Source organism: Pseudomonas sp. NFACC51, assembly GCF_900103575.1.
Classification (GTDB): domain Bacteria; phylum Pseudomonadota; class Gammaproteobacteria; order Pseudomonadales; family Pseudomonadaceae; genus Aquipseudomonas; species Aquipseudomonas fluorescens_Q.
Map to the genome: position 1 here is coordinate 118,871 of NZ_FMXH01000005.1, position 19,146 is coordinate 138,016.

19 protein-coding genes are annotated in these 19,146 nt (G+C 62.7%); 14 read left to right on the forward strand and 5 right to left on the reverse strand.

The window, feature by feature from the left end; all coding sequences use genetic code 11:
- Positions 1–110: 110 nt before the first annotated feature.
- Positions 111–836, reverse strand: coding sequence for a PA1041 family peptidoglycan-binding anchor lipoprotein (locus BLT00_RS12205; protein WP_063322682.1), 726 nt, complete (start codon positions 834–836; stop codon positions 111–113).
- Between the two features lie 90 nt (positions 837–926).
- Positions 927–1,622 carry a PA1041 family peptidoglycan-binding anchor lipoprotein gene (locus BLT00_RS12210; RefSeq protein WP_063322683.1) on the reverse strand — a complete coding sequence of 232 codons (696 nt, stop codon included), beginning with the start codon at positions 1,620–1,622 and terminating at the stop codon, positions 927–929.
- A 191-nt stretch (positions 1,623–1,813) separates the two neighbouring features.
- On the opposite strand from BLT00_RS12210, the gene BLT00_RS12215 reads away from it, so the two are divergent.
- The 4 genes from BLT00_RS12215 to BLT00_RS12230 all read left to right on the forward strand — a co-directional run bounded on the left by BLT00_RS12215 (position 1,814) and on the right by BLT00_RS12230 (position 3,567).
- Positions 1,814–2,311, forward strand: coding sequence for a DUF6231 family protein (locus tag BLT00_RS12215; RefSeq protein WP_063322684.1), 498 nt, complete (start codon positions 1,814–1,816; stop codon positions 2,309–2,311).
- A 2-nt stretch (positions 2,312–2,313) separates the two neighbouring features.
- Positions 2,314–2,802 (forward strand): YchJ family protein, encoded by a 489-nt coding sequence (locus tag BLT00_RS12220; RefSeq protein WP_063325155.1) that lies wholly within the window; start codon positions 2,314–2,316, stop codon positions 2,800–2,802.
- Positions 2,803–2,872: 70 nt separating this feature from the next.
- Positions 2,873–3,358, forward strand: coding sequence for an LEA/WHy family protein (locus BLT00_RS12225; protein WP_063322685.1), 486 nt, complete (start codon positions 2,873–2,875; stop codon positions 3,356–3,358).
- Between the two features lie 5 nt (positions 3,359–3,363).
- Entirely contained in the window at positions 3,364–3,567 is a 204-nt protein-coding gene (locus BLT00_RS12230) for an SEC-C metal-binding domain-containing protein (RefSeq protein WP_003198420.1), read from the forward strand.
- A 287-nt stretch (positions 3,568–3,854) separates the two neighbouring features.
- Here the strand turns inward: BLT00_RS12230 and BLT00_RS12235 are convergent, their stop codons facing one another.
- Positions 3,855–4,412, reverse strand: a complete 558-nt coding sequence (locus BLT00_RS12235; RefSeq protein ID WP_092144179.1) for a cysteine hydrolase family protein — start codon at positions 4,410–4,412, stop codon at positions 3,855–3,857.
- A gap of 205 nt (positions 4,413–4,617) precedes the next feature.
- On the opposite strand from BLT00_RS12235, the gene BLT00_RS12240 reads away from it, so the two are divergent.
- From BLT00_RS12240 to pdeM, 10 genes are all read left to right on the forward strand, one after another.
- Entirely contained in the window at positions 4,618–7,068 is a 2,451-nt protein-coding gene (locus BLT00_RS12240) for a penicillin acylase family protein (RefSeq protein ID WP_092144177.1), read from the forward strand.
- A 234-nt stretch (positions 7,069–7,302) separates the two neighbouring features.
- The gene (locus tag BLT00_RS12245; protein WP_092144175.1) at positions 7,303–8,334 is read left to right on the forward strand and encodes a ligase-associated DNA damage response exonuclease; all 1,032 of its coding nucleotides are present in this window, start codon (positions 7,303–7,305) and stop codon (positions 8,332–8,334) included.
- Complete coding sequence (locus BLT00_RS12250) at positions 8,331–10,019, forward strand: ATP-dependent DNA ligase (RefSeq protein WP_092144173.1); 1,689 nt, start codon at positions 8,331–8,333, stop codon at positions 10,017–10,019. The genes BLT00_RS12245 and BLT00_RS12250 overlap by 4 nt, the downstream gene beginning before the upstream one ends.
- Before the next feature lie 360 nt (positions 10,020–10,379).
- The gene (locus tag BLT00_RS12260; protein WP_092144170.1) at positions 10,380–11,162 is read left to right on the forward strand and encodes a transporter substrate-binding domain-containing protein; all 783 of its coding nucleotides are present in this window, start codon (positions 10,380–10,382) and stop codon (positions 11,160–11,162) included.
- Between the two features lie 58 nt (positions 11,163–11,220).
- Positions 11,221–11,949, forward strand: a complete 729-nt coding sequence (locus BLT00_RS12265; RefSeq protein WP_063322690.1) for an ABC transporter permease — start codon at positions 11,221–11,223, stop codon at positions 11,947–11,949.
- Positions 11,946–12,656, forward strand: a complete 711-nt coding sequence (locus BLT00_RS12270) for an ABC transporter permease (RefSeq protein WP_092144168.1) — start codon at positions 11,946–11,948, stop codon at positions 12,654–12,656. Before BLT00_RS12265 ends, BLT00_RS12270 begins: the two co-directional genes overlap by 4 nt.
- Before the next feature lie 27 nt (positions 12,657–12,683).
- The gene (locus tag BLT00_RS12275) at positions 12,684–13,802 is read left to right on the forward strand and encodes a succinylglutamate desuccinylase/aspartoacylase family protein (RefSeq protein ID WP_092144166.1); all 1,119 of its coding nucleotides are present in this window, start codon (positions 12,684–12,686) and stop codon (positions 13,800–13,802) included.
- Positions 13,803–13,815: 13 nt separating this feature from the next.
- Positions 13,816–14,580 (forward strand): ABC transporter ATP-binding protein, encoded by a 765-nt coding sequence (locus BLT00_RS12280; protein ID WP_053118987.1) that lies wholly within the window; start codon positions 13,816–13,818, stop codon positions 14,578–14,580.
- Positions 14,581–14,800: 220 nt separating this feature from the next.
- Positions 14,801–17,287, forward strand: a complete 2,487-nt coding sequence (locus tag BLT00_RS12285; RefSeq protein ID WP_092144164.1) for a ligase-associated DNA damage response DEXH box helicase — start codon at positions 14,801–14,803, stop codon at positions 17,285–17,287.
- Complete coding sequence (gene pdeM, locus BLT00_RS12290) at positions 17,287–17,943, forward strand: ligase-associated DNA damage response endonuclease PdeM (RefSeq protein ID WP_063322694.1); 657 nt, start codon at positions 17,287–17,289, stop codon at positions 17,941–17,943. The genes BLT00_RS12285 and pdeM overlap by 1 nt, the downstream gene beginning before the upstream one ends.
- A 63-nt stretch (positions 17,944–18,006) precedes the next feature.
- On the opposite strand, the gene BLT00_RS12295 is transcribed toward pdeM, so the two are convergent.
- Together BLT00_RS12295 and dcd are read right to left on the reverse strand one after the other, a co-directional pair.
- Entirely contained in the window at positions 18,007–18,213 is a 207-nt protein-coding gene (locus BLT00_RS12295; protein ID WP_003184748.1) for a hypothetical protein, read from the reverse strand.
- A gap of 102 nt (positions 18,214–18,315) precedes the next feature.
- Positions 18,316–18,882 (reverse strand): dCTP deaminase, encoded by a 567-nt coding sequence (gene dcd, locus BLT00_RS12300; protein WP_003184751.1) that lies wholly within the window; start codon positions 18,880–18,882, stop codon positions 18,316–18,318.
- Between the last annotated feature and the right edge of the window lie 264 nt (positions 18,883–19,146).

Consider the following 19,146-nt stretch of genomic DNA (forward strand, 5'->3'; position numbering starts at 1 on the left):
GCGCGCACAGTAACGGCTTGCGCGCAGGATAAGCCAGAGGGCCAGGCAAATTTAATCTGACCCGAGCCCCGGATCGCCTTCCCGACGACCCGGCAGCCCTGGTCCGAGCTTCAACGCTGGATATGCAGCTCAACCCGACGGTTCTGTGCCCGCCCTTCGTCAGTCTCATTGTCAGCCACCGGCTCGCTTTCGCCCTTGCCTTCGCTGGTGAGTTTGTCGGGGGCCAGCCCCTGGGTCAGCAAATACTCCACGACGCTGCTGGCCCGACGTTCGGACAGCCCTTGGTTATAGGCATCAGTGCCGACACTGTCGGTGTGACCCACCACCCGGATGCTGGCGACATTGGCATGGCTGAGTTTGCCCATCAGCCCATCGAGTTGGCTTCGAGCGTCTGCCGTGAGGTCGGATTTGTCGAAATCGAACAGTACCTTGCCGGCGTCGTTGAGGGTGATGACCTCGCTCGCCGGCGCTTGCGGTTCGACCGGCGGGGCGCTGGCCGGGTATTGCGGCAGCGGGCAACCGTGATGCTCGACGGGGGTATTGGCCGGCGTATCGGGACAACGGTCGCGGCGGTCGAACACCCCGTCGTCGTCTTCATCGCCATCCTGGGCGTAGCAGATCAGACCACCGCCCAGCAATCCCAGTGCGGCGCCACCGGCGGCCCAGCCACTGCTTTCAATGGCCCCCAACCCGCCGCCAACCAAGCCGCCGATCAGGCTACAGATTGGCCAGGTGCGTTGATTGAGAGGTGCGCTGCCATCGCTGTGAGTGGCGCAACCGGACAACAGACTGCTCGCCAGCAGTACCGGTAAGGCGGCCCTGATTAGAACGTTCATGGTGAAGGCTCCTGTGTCACCGGCCCATACCGGTCACACAGGAGTAAAGACCCGCATCCGCAACTCTACAAGCCGCGATTCGCAAGGGTTTCAGCGGCTTATCTTGATTTCCGTGCGACGGTTCATCGCGCGGCCGTCGGCGGTCTTGTTATCGGCCACCGGCTGACTCTCACCGGCGCCGGACACCGAGACGAAACTGGCACGCGGTACGCCGTTTTCGACCAGGTATTGCACCACCGAGTTGGCCCGTTTCTCCGACAACCGTTGGTTATAGGCATCGCTGCCGACACTGTCCGTATGGCCGGTGACCCGCAGTTGCGCGGTGGACGTTTCCTGTTTCAGTCGGGTGGCGACCGTGCTCAGCACATCCTTGTCGGCTGGGGTCAGCGTGGCTTTGTTGAACTCAAAGTGCACGTCGCGGATCACGATGGTTTCTTCCTTGACCACTGGAGGCTCTTCAGCCATTGGCGGTGGTGCAGGTGGTGGGCAACCGTCGGCATCGACCTGCACACCCTTCGGTGTGCCCGGGCACTTGTCGCGGCTGTCCGGCACGCCATCGCCATCTTCGTCGCCGTCGCCGTGCACCCAGCAATAAGCTGCCGCCATGCCGCCAACGTACAGCGCGCCGCCGCCAGCCCAGGAAGTGCTTTCTATGGCGCCTAATCCCGCACCGATCGCACCGCCGACGGCCGCACAGGTCGGCCAGTCGGTTTTCTGCAAACCTGCGCAACCAGTCAACACACTGGTTAGCAGAACCAGGGGTAACGCTGTCCGAACTATGCTCATCGGGTTTCTCCTTGAGGGATCGGCTTGTCGCCGATTCAGGGGAGTAAAGACCCGTCTTCGAATCTGCGCCAGCCTGAGCAATCGCGGGTTTTCGCCCCGTGTTTACGAAGATTCCGCACGTTCAGGGACAAACCGCTCTAGGCCACGATGTCCGGGCAGGCTATCGTGGTGGTTCTGACTGAGGAGCTTCGATGACTGTTGCCATTTCTGCGCGTACGCCCCAGCAAGCCCTGGCGGCCGTGCTTGACCGTTATGCCCCGCAAAAACTGCTGCTGATCGGTGCCAGCGGCTTTCCAGCGCTTGAAGCATTCCAGCAGGCCCATCCCGGCACCGAAGTGGTCCACGCCGGCCCCGGCGCGCTGCCGGCGGACGTGGCGGCGCGGCGTTTTGACCTGGCCCTGGCGCTCGATTGCCTGGAGCATTTGCCCAAGCGCGAAGGTCTGAACCTGTTGGGTGGCATCCGCAATCTCAATGCCAGTCGCATTGCCGTGCTGGCAGATCTCAACGCCTGCGGCTGGCAAGAGACAGACTTTTTTTCACTGGCCCTGCAAGCCAGCGAGCGATTCCAGCGCGAAGATCAGGTGCTGACCCTGTTTACCTACGATCTGCTTGAATACAAACAAGTCCCCGACTGGCTCAACTCGCGCTTTTGGGCCAACCCGGAAAATTTTGGAAAATATTGGTGGTAACCGTGAACACAAGCCCACACACGCCCATCTGCCCCTGCGGCAGTGGCAATCCACTGGACGCCTGCTGCGGCCATTACCACGACGGTCACCCGGCGCCCTGCGCCGAAGCCTTGATGCGCTCGCGCTATAGCGCCTATGTATTGGGCCTGGTGGATTATCTGGTCGCCACCACCCTGCCCGCCCAGCAGCCAGGCCTCGATCGCCAGTCGATCAGCGAGTGGAGCGCCAACAGCACCTGGTTGGGGCTGGAAGTGGAAAGCAGCGAAGTGCTAGGTGGTCAACCGGAACACGCCTTTGTCACGTTCACGGCACGCTGGCACGACGGCCAGGGCGAGCATAGCCACCGTGAGCAATCCTCGTTCGTGCAGAACGACGGGCGCTGGTATTTCATCGATCCGACCGTGCCGGTCAAGACAGGACGCAACGACAGCTGTCCGTGTGGCAGCGGGCACAAATTCAAGAAGTGCTGCGCCGGCTACTTCAATCGCTGAATTTAGGAAACGTCCGACGCTCGTCCATCGGCCCATAGGGCTAGACTGGGGATAAACCAGAGGCACGGACATGACCCCTCCATCATTCTTGCTGCGCATCACCTGCCTGCTGCTGTTCGTTGGATTCGGCGGCTGTGCATCCTGGCGAGGTGAAGAAGCTCCGGAACCACAGGTACATCTGGTCAAAGTCGAGGTGGTGCGGGCTCGGCTGGTGGAACAGAGGTTCACGCTGCACTTTCGCGTCGACAACCCCGGCGACAGCGACCTCACCGTTCGCGGCCTGACCTACCGCATCCACCTGGGCGACCTGTTGCTGACCGAAGGCGAGCATGAGCACTGGTTCACCGTGCGTCCCAAGCACAGCGCCTACTTCAAGGTGCCGGTGCGCACCAACCTGTGGCCACAGGTGCGGGAAGTGGTGAAGCTGCTGGAGAAACCCCGGGAACAGATCCCCTATCGTCTGGAAGGTGAGCTGGAAACCGGATTATTCATCGCTCACTACGTGCACCTGGAACGTAATGGCGTGATAATCGCCGCCGATTTTATTGCGGAGTAACCCCGATGACCCAACAACCCCACGTCCATGGCCCTGATTGCAACCACGATCACGACCATCATCACGATCATGACCACGGCCATGTCCACGGTCCGAACTGCGGCCACGCCCACCAGGAACCGGTGCGCAACGCCCTGAAGGATGTCGGCCGCAACGACCCTTGCCCGTGCGGCAATGGCAAGAAATTCAAGAAGTGCCACGGGGCTTGAGGGTCCGGGCGAAAAACTTTTTCGCCTGTTAGAGCGTCATCGCGAGCAAGCTCGCTCCCACAGAGTTTGCCATTAACCAATCCAGGGTGTGATGGCTTGGAAGCTTTTTGTGGCGAGGGAGCTTGCTCCCGCTTGAGTGCGAAGCGCTCATCGCTTTTTTGGGGCCGCTGCGCGCCCCAGCGGGAGCAAGCTCCCTCGCCACGGGACCGTGCCGCTTTCAACACCCTGTGGGAGCTTGCTCCGGGCGGCGATCCAACAATGAGGCCGGCACTGTCAACACCGATCTATCAGCCCGCCTGCAGAATCCGCTTCACAGCGACCACCGTCGCATACTCGCCATGCAAATTGCCCAGGGACATGGCATGCACCTCGGCAGCCGAACGGGCGTTGCCGAAGTAATCGCTCTTGTCGAAGGTAAAGCAGGCATCTTCGACCACCCACGTGTCGAATCCCAGGTTGCCGGCCGTACGCGCCGTGGACTCCACCGAGTTGTGCGTTGCCACCCCGACGATCACCAATTGCCTGATTCCGGCGTTGCGCAGGTCTTGCTCCAGGTGGGTGCCACTGAACGCATCCGGCACCTGCTTTTGCACCAACCGTTCCCCTGCCTGCGGCTCGAACCGTGGCTGGACTTCCACCCCCGACTGCCCCGGCCAGAACACCGAGTCCGGCGAGCGGGACAGGTGGTGGACGTGAATCACCGGACGCGCCGTCCGTCGCCATAAAGCCAGTAGCTCCAGCATGCGCAGCTCTGCCTCGGGATTGTTGCGAGGGCCGAGCCTGGGGTGAAGGATGCCTTTTTGTTGATCGATGAGAATCAGCGCCGCGTCGTTCTGTAGCTCCATGCCAGTTTCTCTTGCTTGGTCTTTGAATGTTCCACACTTGATCATCACCTTTTCCTATAGGCAAGCCTTCGAGCAAAGCGATGACCCGGCCCCGGAGTTTTATCGCCAAACCAACAAATAACCCTCGCCCCCGCTTGCGCGGCCCCCTCCTGCTCACTAACGTAGCGCCTTTATTGGTGCCACCCCCTCCCGCAGGAGCTTTGCCATGGCCTCGCCAGCCTCTATTTCCCTTATCCCCCGGCTCGGCGTTGCCGCCGCAATGGCCAGTGTGCTCGGTTTGAGCGGATGCCAGACCTGGAACGCCCAGGACACTGTCCCGCCGACTTCCGGTGTGCAACCGCTCAAGGGGCTGGCGCAGAACGTCTCGGTCCGGCGCAATGCCACCGGCATGCCGCTGATCGAAAGCAACAGCTTCCATGACGCCCTGTTCACCCTCGGCTACGTCCACGCCAGCGATCGCATCACCCAAATGGTCACCCTGCGCCTGCTGGCCCAAGGACGATTGGCAGAAATGTCCGGCGCCGAACGGCTGGACGTCGACCGCTACATGCGCGCCGTCAACCTGAAGAAAAACGCCGACGAGCTGTACAAGGCGTCTTCGCCAAGGCTCAAGCGTTTCTTTGAAGTCTATGCCCGCGGCGTCAACGCCTACCTGTTCCGCTACCGCGACAAGTTGCCGTCGGACCTGGCCGCCACTGGTTACAAACCCGAGTACTGGAAACCGGAAGACTCGGCGCTGATGTTCTGCCTGCTGAATTTCAGCCAGTCAGCCAACCTCCCGGAAGAGATCGCCAGCCTGGTGCTGGCCCAGACCGTCACCAACGACAAGCTCGCCTGGCTGAGCCCGTCCTATCCGGACGAGCAACTCCCCGTGGCCGAGGCCGACAAGCTCCAGGGCCTGCGCCTCAATGGCCAGATCCCGGGCCTGAGCGAAATCAGCAAGGCCACCCAGCAATTGGCCGGGTTGAACCTGTTGGGTGCTGCGTCTTCAAGCAACTGGGCCATCGCGCCACAACGCAGCCGCAGCGGCAAGAGCCTGCTGGCCAGCGACAGCCACGGGCCGCTGGGCATGCCGGGGCTGTGGAGCCCGGTACAGATCCGTGCGCCCAAGTACCAGGCGGCCGGGGTTTCCGTGGCGGGCATCCCGATGATCCTGGCCGGGTTCAACGGCAAAGTGGCCTGGAGCATGACCAGCGTGCTGGGGGACAACCAGGACCTGTTCCTGGAAAAAATCCGCCGTCAGGGCAATGGCCTGTCCTACGAGGTCAACGGCAAATGGCAACCGGCGATCGTGCGCAACGAAACCTACTTCATCAAAGGCCAGCGGCCGATTCGTGAAGCGGTGTTCGAAACCCGCCACGGCCCGTTGCTCAACAGCGCCCAGGGCCCGGCCATGGCCAACGGCTTTGGCCTGGCCTTGCAGACGCCGAGCTTGAGCGACGACAAGACCCTGGATGCCTTCTTCGACCTGTCCCGGGCGCAGAACGTCGAGAAAGCCTCCGACGCCAGCCGGGAAATCCGCGCCATGGCGGTGAACCTGGTCTTTGCCGACGCCAGCCATGTCGGCTGGCAAGTCACCGGTCGCTACCCGAACCGCCGTGAAGGCGAGGGTCTGTTGCCGTCGCCGGGCTGGGACGGTCGCTACGATTGGGACGGTTACGCCGACCCGATGCTGCACCCCTACGATCAGGACCCGCCCCAGGGCTGGCTTGGCACAGCCAACCAACGGGTCATCCCCCACGGCTACGGCATGCAACTGTCCAACTCGTGGGCCGCACCGGAGCGTGGCGAACGCATGGCCGAACTGGCCGGCGCGGGCAAGCACGACACCCGCAGCCTGACCGCCATGCAATACGACCAGGGCACAACGTTCGCCGCCAAGCTCAAGCAAGTCTTCGAAGCACCGGGCATGACCCATCCGCTCAAACAGGCGATCGAAGCCCTGCCGGTGGCTGACCGGGCCAAGGCCCGCGAGGCCTACACTCGCTTGATGGCATTCGATGGCCGGCTCAACCCGACCTCCGCCGACGCGGCGATCTATGAGCTGTTCCTGCAGGAAAGCATGAAGCAGATTTTCCTCGACGAACTGGGCCCGGACAGCAGCCCGGCGTGGAAGGCGCTGGTCGCCAACGGCCAATTGTCCTACTCGGCCCAGGCCGATCATCTGCTGGGACGTGAAGACAGCCCGTTCTGGGACGATGTACGCACCCCTCAGAAAGAAGACAAGGCCGTCATCCTCGCCCGCAGCCTGGTCGCCACCATCAACGCCGGTGACAGCCAGTTGGGCGGTGACCACAAGGCTTGGCAGTGGGGCCAGTTGCATCGCTACGCGTGGAAAAACAGCAACGGCCAGATCGTACGCGGCCCGCTACCGGCTGGTGGCGACGCCAGCACGCTCAACTCGGCGGCGTTCGCCTGGGGCCAGGATTTCACCACCACCCTGGCGCCGGCCATGCGCTTTATCGTTGACTTCGGCCAGCCTGAACCGTTGATGATCCAGGACGGCGCCGGCCAGTCTGGCAACCCGGTCAGCCCGAACTATGCCAATGGCATCGATCCGTGGATCAAGGGGCAGTACCAGAGCCTGCCGCTGCAGTCACAGAACTTCGATCGGGCGTATGGCAAGACGCGGTTGACCCTGGTGCCTGGCAAGTAACTGCAGCCCGGGACTGGAGATAGTATTTGTGGCGAGGGAGCTTGCTCCCGCTGGGCTGCGAAGCAGTCCCCTGCATGTCTACAGGCAGACCGCATCAGCCGGTTTACGACTGCTGCGCAGCCGAGCGGGAGCAAGCTCCCTCGCCACGGGTCCAGTCCATCCCCCACTAAACCCGATAGAACTTCCCCCCTCGCCTGCGCCTCTACCTGACAAGCCCATCGCTCCGGTGACCGCATGGATCTTGTCATTGCCCGCCCCGAAGGCTTGTACTGCCCGCCCGGGGATTTCTACATCGACCCGTGGCGGGCGGTGGAACGCTCGGTCATCACCCACGCCCACGGCGACCATGCCCGCAGTGGCAACCAACACTACCTGGCAGCGGCACCCGGCGAAGGCATCCTGCGATCACGCCTGGGCCAGGACATCAACCTGCAAACGCTGCCTTACGGCGAACGCCTGTCGCACCATGGCGTGACCTTGAGCTTTCACCCCGCCGGCCATGTGCTGGGCTCGGCCCAGGTGCGGCTGGAATATCAAGGCGAGGTCTGGGTGGCGTCGGGGGATTACAAAGTCGAGCCTGACGGCACCTGCACCCCATTCGAGCCGGTGAAATGCCATACCTTCATCACGGAATCCACCTTCGGCCTGCCGATCTACCGCTGGCAGCCCCAGGCGCAGATTTTCGACGAGATCAACCAGTGGTGGCACGGGAACATCGCCGCCGGCCGGGCCAGCGTGTTGTTCTGCTATTCCTTCGGCAAGGCTCAGCGAATTCTCCACGGCATCGACGAAAGCCTCGGCCCGATCCTGGCCCATGGCGCGGTGGAACCGCTGAATCGGGTCTACCGCGAGGCCGGGGTCCATCTCCCGCCAACGATCTACGCCGGCGATGTCAAGAAGAACGACCCGATCATGGGCCAGGCGCTGGTCATCGCCCCGCCCTCTGCCGGAGGCAGCAGCTGGATGCGCCGCTTTGGCGACTACAGCGACGCCTTCGCCAGCGGCTGGATGCGCCTGCGCGGTACGCGTCGGCGGCGTGGCGTGGACCGGGGTTTTGTGCTGTCAGACCACGCCGACTGGCCTGGCCTGCTCTGGGCCATCGAACAGACCGGCGCCGAACGGGTGATGGTCACGCACGGTTCGGTCAGCGTGCTGGTGCGCCATCTCTGCGAGCAAGGCCTCGACGCCCAAGCGTTCAGCACCGAATACGGTGACGATGAAGAAGACCTCGCCATGGCCACCAACAGCGGGGAGGAGGCGCCATGAAAGCCTTCGCCGAGTTGTACGCCGAACTGGACGCCACCACCTCCAGCAATGCCAAGCTCGCCGCCATGCAGGACTATTTCAGCAAAGCCCCACCCCAGGACGCGGCGTGGGCCGTGTATTTCCTTTCCGGCGGGCGCCCACGGCAACTGGTGCCGGTAAAAATCCTGCGGGAGTTGGCGGTCCAGATATCCGGGTTGTCGCTCTGGCTATTCGAAGAAAGTTATCAGGCCGTGGGCGACCTGGCCGAAACCATTTCGCTGGTATTACCCGAATCGCCCCACAGCTCCGACGAAGGCCTGGCGCTGTGGATCGAGGAGAAACTGCTGCCCTTGCGCGGTGAGTCGCCCGAGGTATTGGCGCAACGCTTACCGGCGTTGTGGGCGCAACTCGACCGGCCCAGCCTGATGCTCTGCATCAAGCTCATCACCGGCAGTTTCCGCGTCGGCGTATCCAAACTGCTGGTGACCCGGGCCCTGGCGGGCATGGCCGGGCTGGACAGCAAACGGGTGGCCCAGCGCCTGGTGGGCTACACCGACCTGTCCCATCGGCCGACGGCGGCCAGTTACCTCAAGCTGATCGCGGCCGAATCCGACGATGAACATGCCCAGCGCGGCGGCCAGCCTTATCCGTTTTTCCTGGCCCATGCGCTGTCTGCACCCGTGGAGCAATTCGACACGCTGCTGGGGCCCGCCAGCGACTGGCAGGTGGAATGGAAATGGGATGGGATCCGCGCCCAGGTGATCAAGCGCGACGGCCATTTGTGGGTCTGGTCGCGAGGCGAGGACTTGGTCACTGAGCGATTTCCGGAACTGCATTCACTGGCCCAGGCGCTGCCCGACGGCACGGTGATCGACGGTGAAATTGTGGTCTGGAAAGCCCCCCAGTCGGTTACCGAAGACGCCTTCGACCCGGACGCACCGTTGCAGCCTGCGGTGCAACCCTTCGCTCTGCTGCAACAGCGCATCGGTCGCAAGACCCTTGGCAAGAAAATCCTCGACGATGCCCCGGTGGTGGTGATGGCCTACGACCTGCTGGAATGGCAAGGCGAGGACTGGCGCAGCCGTCCCCAGGCCGAGCGCCGCGAACAGCTGGAGGCGCTGATCGCCCGTGTTCGCAGTCCGGTATTGTTGCCGTCGCCAACGGTCACCGGCCAAGACTGGTTCGACCTCGCCCGGCAACGCGAAGGCTCTCGCCGCCTCGGTGTCGAAGGCATGATGCTCAAGGCCCGCAACGCGCTGTACGGCGTCGGCCGTACCAAGGACATGGGCGTGTGGTGGAAATGGAAGATCGACCCCTTCAGCGTCGACGCGGTGCTGATCTATGCCCAGCGCGGCCATGGCCGGCGCGCCAGCCTGTACAGCGACTACACCTTCGCCGTATGGGACAACCCGCCGGACAGTCGCGAGCGCACACTGGTGCCATTTGCCAAGGCTTATTCAGGGCTGACCGATGCAGAAATGCGCCAGGTCGACAACATCGTGCGCAAGACCACCGTGGAGAAGTTCGGCCCGGTGAGCAGCGTCACGCCCACCCTGGTGTTCGAACTGGGTTTCGAAGGCATCGCCCTGTCCAATCGCCACAAGAGTGGGATCGCGGTGCGCTTTCCACGGATGTTGCGTTGGCGCCAGGACAAAACCGTCGAAGAGGCAGATACCTTGGCAACGCTTCAGGACCTGCTGAAATAGCCCCCTCTGCATGTCCGGGGTCGTCAAGTTTGCACAAACACATGTGGCGAGGGAGCTTGCTCCCGCTGGGCTGCGAAGCGGCCCCCTGGTTCTGACTGACACACCGCAGGGGGCCGCTTCGCGCCCCAGCGGGAGCAAGCTCCCTCGCCACCGAAGAGCGCTCCATCCCGGTGCACTTTTTGATGTACGCTCATCCCCGCGCACCATCGCATTCCGTCACCCGTCGCCGAAGCTTTTAAAACACTTGTTCGGCACTCTGGTTCGGAAATTGCTACCTTTATGCCGTCATACCGTTCTCGCCTTCACCGGTAACAATACTTACGCGCCACAAGCGCTCATATTGGTTTTAGGGATTGAATAATGAAAAAAGCACTGCTGACCCTTTCTGCACTGGCGTTGTGCATGGCTGCTGGCGTCGCCACGGCCAAGGAATACAAGGAACTGCGTTTTGGTGTCGACCCTTCCTACGCCCCGTTTGAGTCCAAAGCCGCCGACGGCAGCCTGGTCGGTTTCGACATCGATCTGGGCAACGCGATCTGCGCAGAGCTGAAGGTCAAATGCAAATGGGTCGAAAGTGATTTCGACGGCATGATCCCGGGCCTCAAGGCTAATAAATTCGACGGCGTGATCTCCTCCATGACCGTTACCCCGGCCCGCGAAAAAGCCATCGACTTTTCCAGCGAGCTGTTCTCCGGCCCAACGGCCTATGTCTTCAAGAAAGGCTCGGGCCTGAGCGAAGACGTTGCCTCGCTCAAAGGCAAGACCGTCGGCTACGAGCAAGGCACCATCCAGGAAGCCTACGCCAAGGCCGTGCTGGACAAGGCCGGCGTCAAGACCCAGGCCTACCAGAACCAGGACCAGGTCTACGCCGACCTGACCTCGGGTCGCCTCGACGCGGCGATCCAGGACATGCTCCAGGCCGAGCTGGGCTTCCTGAAGTCGCCAAAAGGCGAAGGTTATGAAGTCAGCAAGCCAGTGGACAGCGAATTGCTGCCCTCCAAGACCGCGATTGGTATCAAGAAAGGTAACAGTGAGCTGAAGGCACTTTTGGATAAAGGTATCAAAGCGTTACACGACGACGGCAAATACGCCGAGATCCAGAAAAAACACTTTGGCGATCTGAATCTGTACAGCGGCAAATAATGCGCTGCGCCCATCCGGTCTCGGATGGGCGCTTTTCTCCTGCCAAAGGCTTTCTTCCATGTTCGAACAACTCCTACAAAATCTGGGGCTCTCCGCCTTCAGCCTGCAGGGCTTTGGCCCGCTGCTGATGCAAGGCACCTGGATGACCATCAAGCTATCGGCCCTGTCTTTGTTGTTGAGCGTCTTGCTCGGCCTGCTGGGCGCCAGTGCCAAGCTGTCCAGCGTCAAACTGCTGCGAATCCCTGCCCAGCTCTACACCACGCTGATCCGCGGCGTGCCGGACCTGGTGCTGATGCTGCTGATCTTCTACAGCCTGCAAACCTGGCTGACCTCGCTTACCGACTTCATGGAATGGGAATACATCGAGATCGACCCATTCGGCGCCGGGGTGATCACCCTGGGCTTCATCTATGGCGCGTACTTCACCGAAACCTTTCGCGGTGCGATCCTCTCGGTCCCCCGAGGCCAGGTCGAAGCCGCCACTGCGTATGGCCTCAAGCGTGGCCAGCGCTTTCGCTTCGTGGTGTTTCCGCAAATGATGCGCTTTGCCCTGCCGGGTATCGGCAACAACTGGATGGTGATGCTCAAGGCTACCGCGCTGGTGTCGATCATCGGCCTGGCCGACCTGGTCAAGGCGGCCCAGGATGCGGGCAAGAGCACCTACCAGTTGTTCTACTTCCTGGTGCTGGCGGCGCTGATTTATCTGCTGATCACCAGCGCGTCCAATTTCATCCTGCGCTGGCTTGAACGCCGCTACGCCGCTGGAGCCCGGGAGGCGGTGCGATGATCGAACTTCTGCAAGAATACTGGCGGCCATTCCTTTACAGCGATGGTGTCAACGTCACGGGCCTGGCCATGACCCTGTGGCTGCTCAGCGCCTCGCTGCTGATCGGTTTCCTGGTATCGATCCCGCTGTCCATCGCCCGGGTTTCACCCAAGTTCTACGTCCGCTGGCCGGTGCAGTTCTACACCTACCTGTTCCGTGGCACACCGCTCTATATCCAACTGCTGATCTGCTATACCGGCATCTACAGCATCGCGGCGGTGCGCGCCCAGCCGCTGCTCGACAGTTTCTTTCGCGATGCGATGAACTGCACGATCCTGGCCTTCGCCTTGAACACCTGCGCCTACACCACGGAAATTTTCGCCGGGGCGATTCGCAGCATGAACCATGGCGAAGTCGAGGCGGCCAAGGCCTACGGCCTGACCGGTTGGAAGCTGTACACCTACGTGATCATGCCGTCGGCGCTGCGGCGCTCGCTGCCGTATTACAGCAACGAAGTCATCTTGATGCTGCACTCGACGACCGTGGCGTTCACCGCTACCGTTCCAGACGTGCTGAAAGTGGCCCGGGACGCCAACTCGGCGACGTTCCTGACGTTCCAGTCGTTCGGGATCGCCGCGTTGATCTACCTGACCGTCACCTTTGCACTGGTGGGCCTCTTCCGCCTCGCCGAACGCCGCTGGTTGGCCTTTCTCGGGCCGACTCACTAGGGCTTCCGTTCCAGGACACACACGCAAATGCGCCACCAGATCCATGACCTGCTGGCCCCGGTACCGGGGACCGCACGCAAGATCCACAGCTTCCACTTCGGCCCGGAAAAAGCCGTCGGCAAAATCTATATCCAGTCGTCCCTGCACGCCGATGAACTGCCGGGCATGCTGGTCGCCTGGCACCTCAAGCAGCGCCTGGCCGAACTCGAAGCGTCGGGCCACCTGCGCCACGAGATCGTGCTGGTGCCCGTCGCCAACCCCATCGGCCTCGAACAAGTGCTGATGGACGTGCCCCTGGGCCGCTACGAAACCGAGAGCGGGCAGAACTTCAACCGCCGCTTCGTCGACCTGAGCGAAGAGATCGGCAACGAAATCCAGGACCTGCTCACCGACGATCCGCAGCACAACCTGATGCTGATCCGCACCCGCCTGCGCGACGCCCTCGCCCGGCAGTCCCCAGGCACGCAATTGCAATCCCTGCGCCTGGCCCTGCAACGGCTGGCCTGCGACGCCGACATGGTGCTGGACCTGCATTGCGACTTCGAAGCCGTGGCCCACCTCTACACCACACCCGAAGCCTGGCCACAAGTCGAACCGCTGGCCCGCTACATCGGCGCCGAAGCCTGCCTGCTGGCGACCGATTCGGGCGGCCAGTCGTTCGATGAATGCTTCACCCTGCTCTGGTGGCAACTCAAAGAACGCTTCGGCGAACGCTTCGAGATTCCCCTGGGCAGTTTTTCGGTCACCGTGGAGTTGCGTGGCCAGGGTGATGTCAACCACGGGCTGGCGAGCCTGGACTGCCAGGCCTTGATCGAATACCTGATCCGTTTCGGCGCCATCGACGGCGAACCGATGCCCATGCCCGAGCTGCCCTACCCGGCCACGCCGCTGGCCGCTGTCGAGCCGGTGGCGACGCCCGTGGGTGGGTTGCTGGTCTACAGCGCCCTGCCCGGCGAATACCTGGAGGCAGGGCAGTTGATCGCGGAAGTCATCGATCCGGTCAACGACACCGTCACCCCCGTTCATTGCCGTAACGCCGGGCTGCTGTACGCCCGTTCGCTGCGCCGCATGGCCACGGCCGGCATGGTGATCGCCCATGTCGCCGGCACCGAAGCCTATCGCAGCGGCTACCTACTTTCGCCTTGAGGATGCATGCTCCATGTACAAACTGACCATCGAAGGCCTGCATAAAAGCTATGGCGAACATGAAGTGCTCAAGGGCGTTTCGCTCAAGGCCAAGACCGGCGACGTCATCAGCCTCATTGGCGCCAGCGGCTCAGGCAAAAGTACCTTTTTGCGCTGCATCAACTTCCTGGAACAACCCAACGACGGCGCCATGAGCCTGGACGGCCAGCCGATCCAGATGATCAAGGACCGCCACGGCATGCACGTGGCCGACGCCGACGAACTGCAACGTATCCGCACGCGCCTGGCCATGGTGTTCCAACACTTCAACCTGTGGAGCCACATGACCGTGCTGGAAAACATCACCATGGCGCCGCGCCGGGTGTTGGGCGTGAGCAAGCAGGAAGCCGACGACCGTGCGCGTCGTTATCTCGACAAGGTCGGCCTGCCGGCGCGGGTTGCCGAGCAGTACCCGGCTTTCCTCTCCGGCGGCCAGCAACAGCGCGTGGCCATTGCCCGCGCCCTGGCAATGGAGCCGGAGGTGATGCTGTTCGACGAACCCACCTCGGCCCTGGATCCGGAGCTGGTGGGTGAAGTGCTGAAGGTGATCCAGGGCCTGGCCGAAGAGGGCCGGACCATGATCATGGTGACCCACGAAATGAGCTTCGCCCGCAAGGTCTCGAACCAGGTGCTGTTCCTGCACCAGGGCCTGGTGGAAGAAGAAGGCGCACCGGAAGACGTGCTGGGCAATCCCACCAGTGAACGGCTCAAGCAGTTTCTCAGTGGCAACCTGAAATAAACTCCCTGGCAAGCCCCGTGGCGAGGGAGCTTGCTCCCGCTGGGGCGCGAAGCGGCCCCCTGCGGTGTGTCAGCCAGAACCAGAGGGCCGCTTCGCAGCCCAGCGGGAGCAAGCTCCCTCGCCACAAGAGCCTTCCGGCCAGACGATCCCCTTGGGCATAAAACCTTTCACCTCCCACCGTGGTCACTGAAGAAGGACTTTCAGGGCGCACGCGGCAGGCATGGCGACATCCAACAATTTCGCGAAACAGTGGTTCGATGCCCGCGGCTGGAAGCCGTTCGTCTTTCAGAAGCAGGTCTGGGCCGCGGTCAAGCGGGGGGAGTCCGGGCTGCTGCATGCCAGTACCGGTGCCGGCAAAACCTATGCCGTGTGGTTAGCCGCCCTCAACCGTTTCGCTCGACCGGCACCGCCGCTGGATAAACCGCGCAAACGCAAACCGCCGGCCGAACCGCTGACCGTCCTGTGGATCACGCCGATGCGCGCATTGGCGGCCGACACCGGCAAAGCCCTCGAAGCGCCCCAGGCAGACCTGCAAGTGCCCTGGAGTGTCGGCCTGCGCACCGGCGATACCAGCGCCAACGAACGCGCCCGCCAGGGCCGGCGCCTGCCAACCGCGCTGATCACCACCCCCGAAAGCCTGACCCTGATCCTCGCCCGGGCCGATGCGCATACCGCCGTCTCGACCCTGCGCATGGTCGTGGTGGATGAATGGCACGAGTTGCTCGGCAACAAACGTGGCGTGCAATTGCAACTGGCCCTGGCGCGCTTGCGGCACTGGCATCCCGAACTCATCGTCTGGGGCGTGTCCGCGACCCTGGGCAACCAGGCCCACGCCGGACAGGTATTGATCCCGCAAGGCAACGGAATCAGCGTGCAGGGAGTCGATGGCAAGGCGCTGCGGGTCGACACACTGCTACCCCCGACCCTCGAACGTTTCCCCTGGGCCGGGCACATCGGCCTGAAAATGCTGCCCCGGGTCGTGGCCGAAATCGACGCCAGCAGCAGCTGCCTGGTCTTCACCAACACCCGGGCACAGTCGGAAATCTGGTATCAGGCGCTGCTTGAGACGCGGCCCGATTGGGCCGGGTTGATCGCCCTGCACCATAGCTCGCTGTCGCGTGACACCCGGGATTGGGTGGAACAGGCATTGAAGGACGGCCAGCTCAAAGCGGTGGTCTGCACGTCCAGCCTGGACCTGGGGGTGGACTTCCTGCCAGTGGAACGGGTGCTGCAGATTGGCTCGGCCAAGGGCGTAGCCCGGCTGATGCAACGGGCCGGGCGCTCCGGCCACGCACCGGGCCGGACCTCGCGGGTGACGCTGGTGCCGACCCACAGCCTGGAATTGATCGAGGCCGCCGCCGCGCAGGACGCCGTGGCCCAACGGCGCATCGAACCGCGCGAATCGCCCCGCAAGCCGCTGGATGTCCTGGTGCAGCACTTGGTGAGCATGGCCCTGGGTGGTGGCTTCGTTCCCGCCGAATTGTTCGAGGAAGTGCGAGGTGCCTGGGCCTACCGCGACCTCAACCCGGCCGAATGGGCCTGGGCCCTGGCGTTTGTGCGTCATGGCGGCCTGTCATTGACCGCCTACCCCGATTATCGACGCGTCGAACCGGACGAACACGGGATCTGGCGAGTGCCTGACGCACGCCTGGCCCGGCGTCACCGCATGAGCATCGGCACCATCGTCAGCGATGCCAGCCTGCAATTGAAGTTCTGGAGCAAAGGCGGGGGCGGCAAGACCCTGGGCAGCGTAGAGGAAGGCTTCATCGCCCGCCTGCGCCCCGGTGACGGTTTCCTGTTCGCCGGGCGTTTGCTGGAATTGGTCCGGGTCGAGGACATGACCGCCTACGTGCGACGCAGCCAGGCCAAGAAGGCCGCTGTGCCGCGCTGGAACGGCGGGCGCATGCCGCTCTCCAGCGAATTGGCCGCCGCCGTCGTGGCCCGGTTGAGCGAAGCCGCCGCGGGCCGCTTCGAGGGCCCGGAGATGCACGCCGTGCAGCCCCTGCTCTTGACTCAACAACGCTGGTCCGGTTTGCCCACGCAGAGCACATTGCTGGCCGAAGCCCTCAAGTCCCGGGAGGGCTGGCACCTGTTCCTCTACCCGTTTGCCGGTCGCCAGGTTCATCTGGGCCTGGCCAGCCTGCTGGCCTGGCGTGTCAGCCAGCAACAGCCGCTGACGTTTTCCATTGCGGTCAACGATTACGGCCTGGAACTGCTCAGCGCCACGGCAGTGGATTGGTCGCAATACCTGACCCCGGGCCTGCTGAGCGTCGATCATCTGCTGACCGACGTACTTGCGAGCCTGAACGCCGGGGAACTGGCCCTGAGGCGCTTTCGCGAAATCGCCCGGATCGCCGGACTGGTCTTTGCCGGCTATCCCGGCGCGCCGAAAAGCACCCGGCAAGTCCAGGCGTCCAGCGGATTGTTCTTCCAGGTGTTCAAGCAATACGACGCCGACAATCTCTTGCTGGCCCAGGCCGGGGAGGAAGTCTTGCGCGAAGAATTGGATATCCGTCGACTGGAGCAGACCTTGCAACGCCTCAATACCTTGAAGCTGGACCTGCACGTGATCAAGCGCCCCACCCCGCTCGGGTTTCCGCTGCTGGTGGAGCGATTCCGGGAAAGCATGAGTTCGGAAAAGCTCGCCGACCGCATCCGGCGGATGGTCAGCGAACTGGAAAAGACTGCCGATCGCGGTGACACCTGATGCCAGCGCCTTACCCCGTCAGCCTGGCCGGCGAAGAACTCTGGTTGCTCCCGGAAAAAGCCGTGTACTGGCCCGCCCAGGAAACCCTGATGGTGGCCGATGTTCATTTCGGCAAGGCCGCCGCCTATCGCAGCCTCGGGCAACCGGTGCCCCACGGCACCACCGCCAGCAACATCGCCGTACTGGATGCATTGCTGGCCAGCCTGCCATGCCGACAGTTGATTTTTCTCGGGGATTTTCTCCACGGCCCCGGCTCTCATGCGCCCGGCACCTTGAAGGCACTTTCCGATTGGCGTGTGCGACATCCGCACCTGGCCATGACACTGATTCGTGGCAACCACGACAAACGCGCCGGTGACCCACCGCCAGCGCTGAACATTCGCGTCGTACCGGAGCCGTTGCTTCTGGGCCCTTTCGCCGTGCAACACGAGCCTGCCCCACATCCCAGCCGCCATGTGCTGGCCGGTCACGTGCACCCGGTCTACCACCTGAGCGGCAAGGGCCGGCAACGCCTTCGCCTGGCCTGCTTTCGGCTGGGCAGCGAGATCAGCCTGCTGCCGGCCTTCGGTGCGTTCACGGGCGGTTACCGGGTCGAGCAGGGCAGCGATTGCAGGATTTTTGTCATCGGCGATAACGAAATATGGCCTGTCAGTTGAAAGCTTCAAGCTTCAAGCCAAGGCTAGGTGTCTCAACTTGCAGCTCGCAACTTGCAGCTGATGTCATGCCACAGGCGCAGGAGGCGGCTCATCCGGCAGCGTAGGCTCGCCGGGTTCGGTAGGTTGTTCGTTGGGGGTGTCGGGATCAGGCTGGCCAGGGATGCCGCCCGCCGCTTCGACAGGATGGGCCAGCAATGACCAGGCCATGACGCCGATCTGATTGGGCTCAAGCCTTGCCAGTTCGGCACTGATTCGCGGATCGATCTTCATAGAGCAACTCCTGAGCGAAGGCCCGCTGCGCTGACACACAAAAACGGGCAGTACACGCAATAGAGTGTCTGCCCGCCCAGGAATTCCAACAGCTCGTCAGATTCAGGTACGCGGCAGGGTCACACCGCGCTGGCCCTGGTATTTGCCGCCACGATCCTTGTAGGACACTTCGCACTCTTCATCGGATTCCAGGAACAGCATCTGCGCCACACCTTCGTTGGCGTAGATTTTCGCCGGCAAGGTCGTGGTGTTGGAGAACTCCAGGGTCACGTGACCTTCCCACTCGGGTTCCAGCGGCGTGACGTTGACGATGATGCCGCAACGGGCGTAGGTGCTCTTGCCCAGGCAGATGGTCAGCACATTGCGCGGGATGCGGAAGTACTCGACGGTACGGGCCAGGGCGAAGGAGTTCGGCGGGATGATGCAAACGTCGCTTTTAACGTCGACGAAGCTCTTTTCGTCGAAGTTCTTCGGGTCGACGGTGGCCGAGTTGATATTGGTGAACACCTTGAATTCGTCGGCGCAGCGCACGTCGTAGCCGTAGCTGGAGACACCGAAGGAGATCAGCCGGTCGGCGCCTTCGCCACGCATCTGGCGTTCGACGAAGGGCTCGATCATGCCGTGCTCTTGCGCCATGCGGCGAATCCACTTGTCCGATTTGATGCTCATGGCGGTTTCCTGAAATAGCGAGGTGGAAAAAATACGTCCGGCATCTTACTGGGGCACGGGTCCGAGTTCAAAGCGCGGCACGCAAATCTCGCCGATCCGCCTTGATTTCCGGGTCCTGCCGGCCATCGCCCGCGCCGTCAGTCACCAAATAAGAGAAACCTTCGCAAAGACCATTGGCACATTCTGGAAAAAGGGTTAAGGTGGCGCCACTGTGCTGCTTGTGTCACTGAGAATCTCTACACGATATGTTGAATTTCGATCCAA

Coding starts and splice junctions, on each gene's coding strand:
- BLT00_RS12285 (WP_092144164.1), top strand. CDS start 14,801: ATGGCGACATCCAACAATTTCGCGAAACAGTGGTTCGATGCCCGCGGC.
- BLT00_RS12260 (WP_092144170.1), top strand. CDS start 10,380: ATGAAAAAAGCACTGCTGACCCTTTCTGCACTGGCGTTGTGCATGGCT.
- dcd (WP_003184751.1), bottom strand. CDS start 18,882: ATGAGCATCAAATCGGACAAGTGGATTCGCCGCATGGCGCAAGAGCAC.
- BLT00_RS12275 (WP_092144166.1), top strand. CDS start 12,684: ATGCGCCACCAGATCCATGACCTGCTGGCCCCGGTACCGGGGACCGCA.
- BLT00_RS12230 (WP_003198420.1), top strand. CDS start 3,364: ATGACCCAACAACCCCACGTCCATGGCCCTGATTGCAACCACGATCAC.
- BLT00_RS12295 (WP_003184748.1), bottom strand. CDS start 18,213: ATGAAGATCGATCCGCGAATCAGTGCCGAACTGGCAAGGCTTGAGCCC.
- pdeM (WP_063322694.1), top strand. CDS start 17,287: ATGCCAGCGCCTTACCCCGTCAGCCTGGCCGGCGAAGAACTCTGGTTG.
- BLT00_RS12250 (WP_092144173.1), top strand. CDS start 8,331: ATGAAAGCCTTCGCCGAGTTGTACGCCGAACTGGACGCCACCACCTCC.
- BLT00_RS12240 (WP_092144177.1), top strand. CDS start 4,618: ATGGCCTCGCCAGCCTCTATTTCCCTTATCCCCCGGCTCGGCGTTGCC.
- BLT00_RS12245 (WP_092144175.1), top strand. CDS start 7,303: ATGGATCTTGTCATTGCCCGCCCCGAAGGCTTGTACTGCCCGCCCGGG.
- BLT00_RS12225 (WP_063322685.1), top strand. CDS start 2,873: ATGACCCCTCCATCATTCTTGCTGCGCATCACCTGCCTGCTGCTGTTC.
- BLT00_RS12280 (WP_053118987.1), top strand. CDS start 13,816: ATGTACAAACTGACCATCGAAGGCCTGCATAAAAGCTATGGCGAACAT.
- BLT00_RS12215 (WP_063322684.1), top strand. CDS start 1,814: ATGACTGTTGCCATTTCTGCGCGTACGCCCCAGCAAGCCCTGGCGGCC.
- BLT00_RS12210 (WP_063322683.1), bottom strand. CDS start 1,622: ATGAGCATAGTTCGGACAGCGTTACCCCTGGTTCTGCTAACCAGTGTG.
- BLT00_RS12270 (WP_092144168.1), top strand. CDS start 11,946: ATGATCGAACTTCTGCAAGAATACTGGCGGCCATTCCTTTACAGCGAT.
- BLT00_RS12205 (WP_063322682.1), bottom strand. CDS start 836: ATGAACGTTCTAATCAGGGCCGCCTTACCGGTACTGCTGGCGAGCAGT.
- BLT00_RS12265 (WP_063322690.1), top strand. CDS start 11,221: ATGTTCGAACAACTCCTACAAAATCTGGGGCTCTCCGCCTTCAGCCTG.
- BLT00_RS12235 (WP_092144179.1), bottom strand. CDS start 4,412: ATGGAGCTACAGAACGACGCGGCGCTGATTCTCATCGATCAACAAAAA.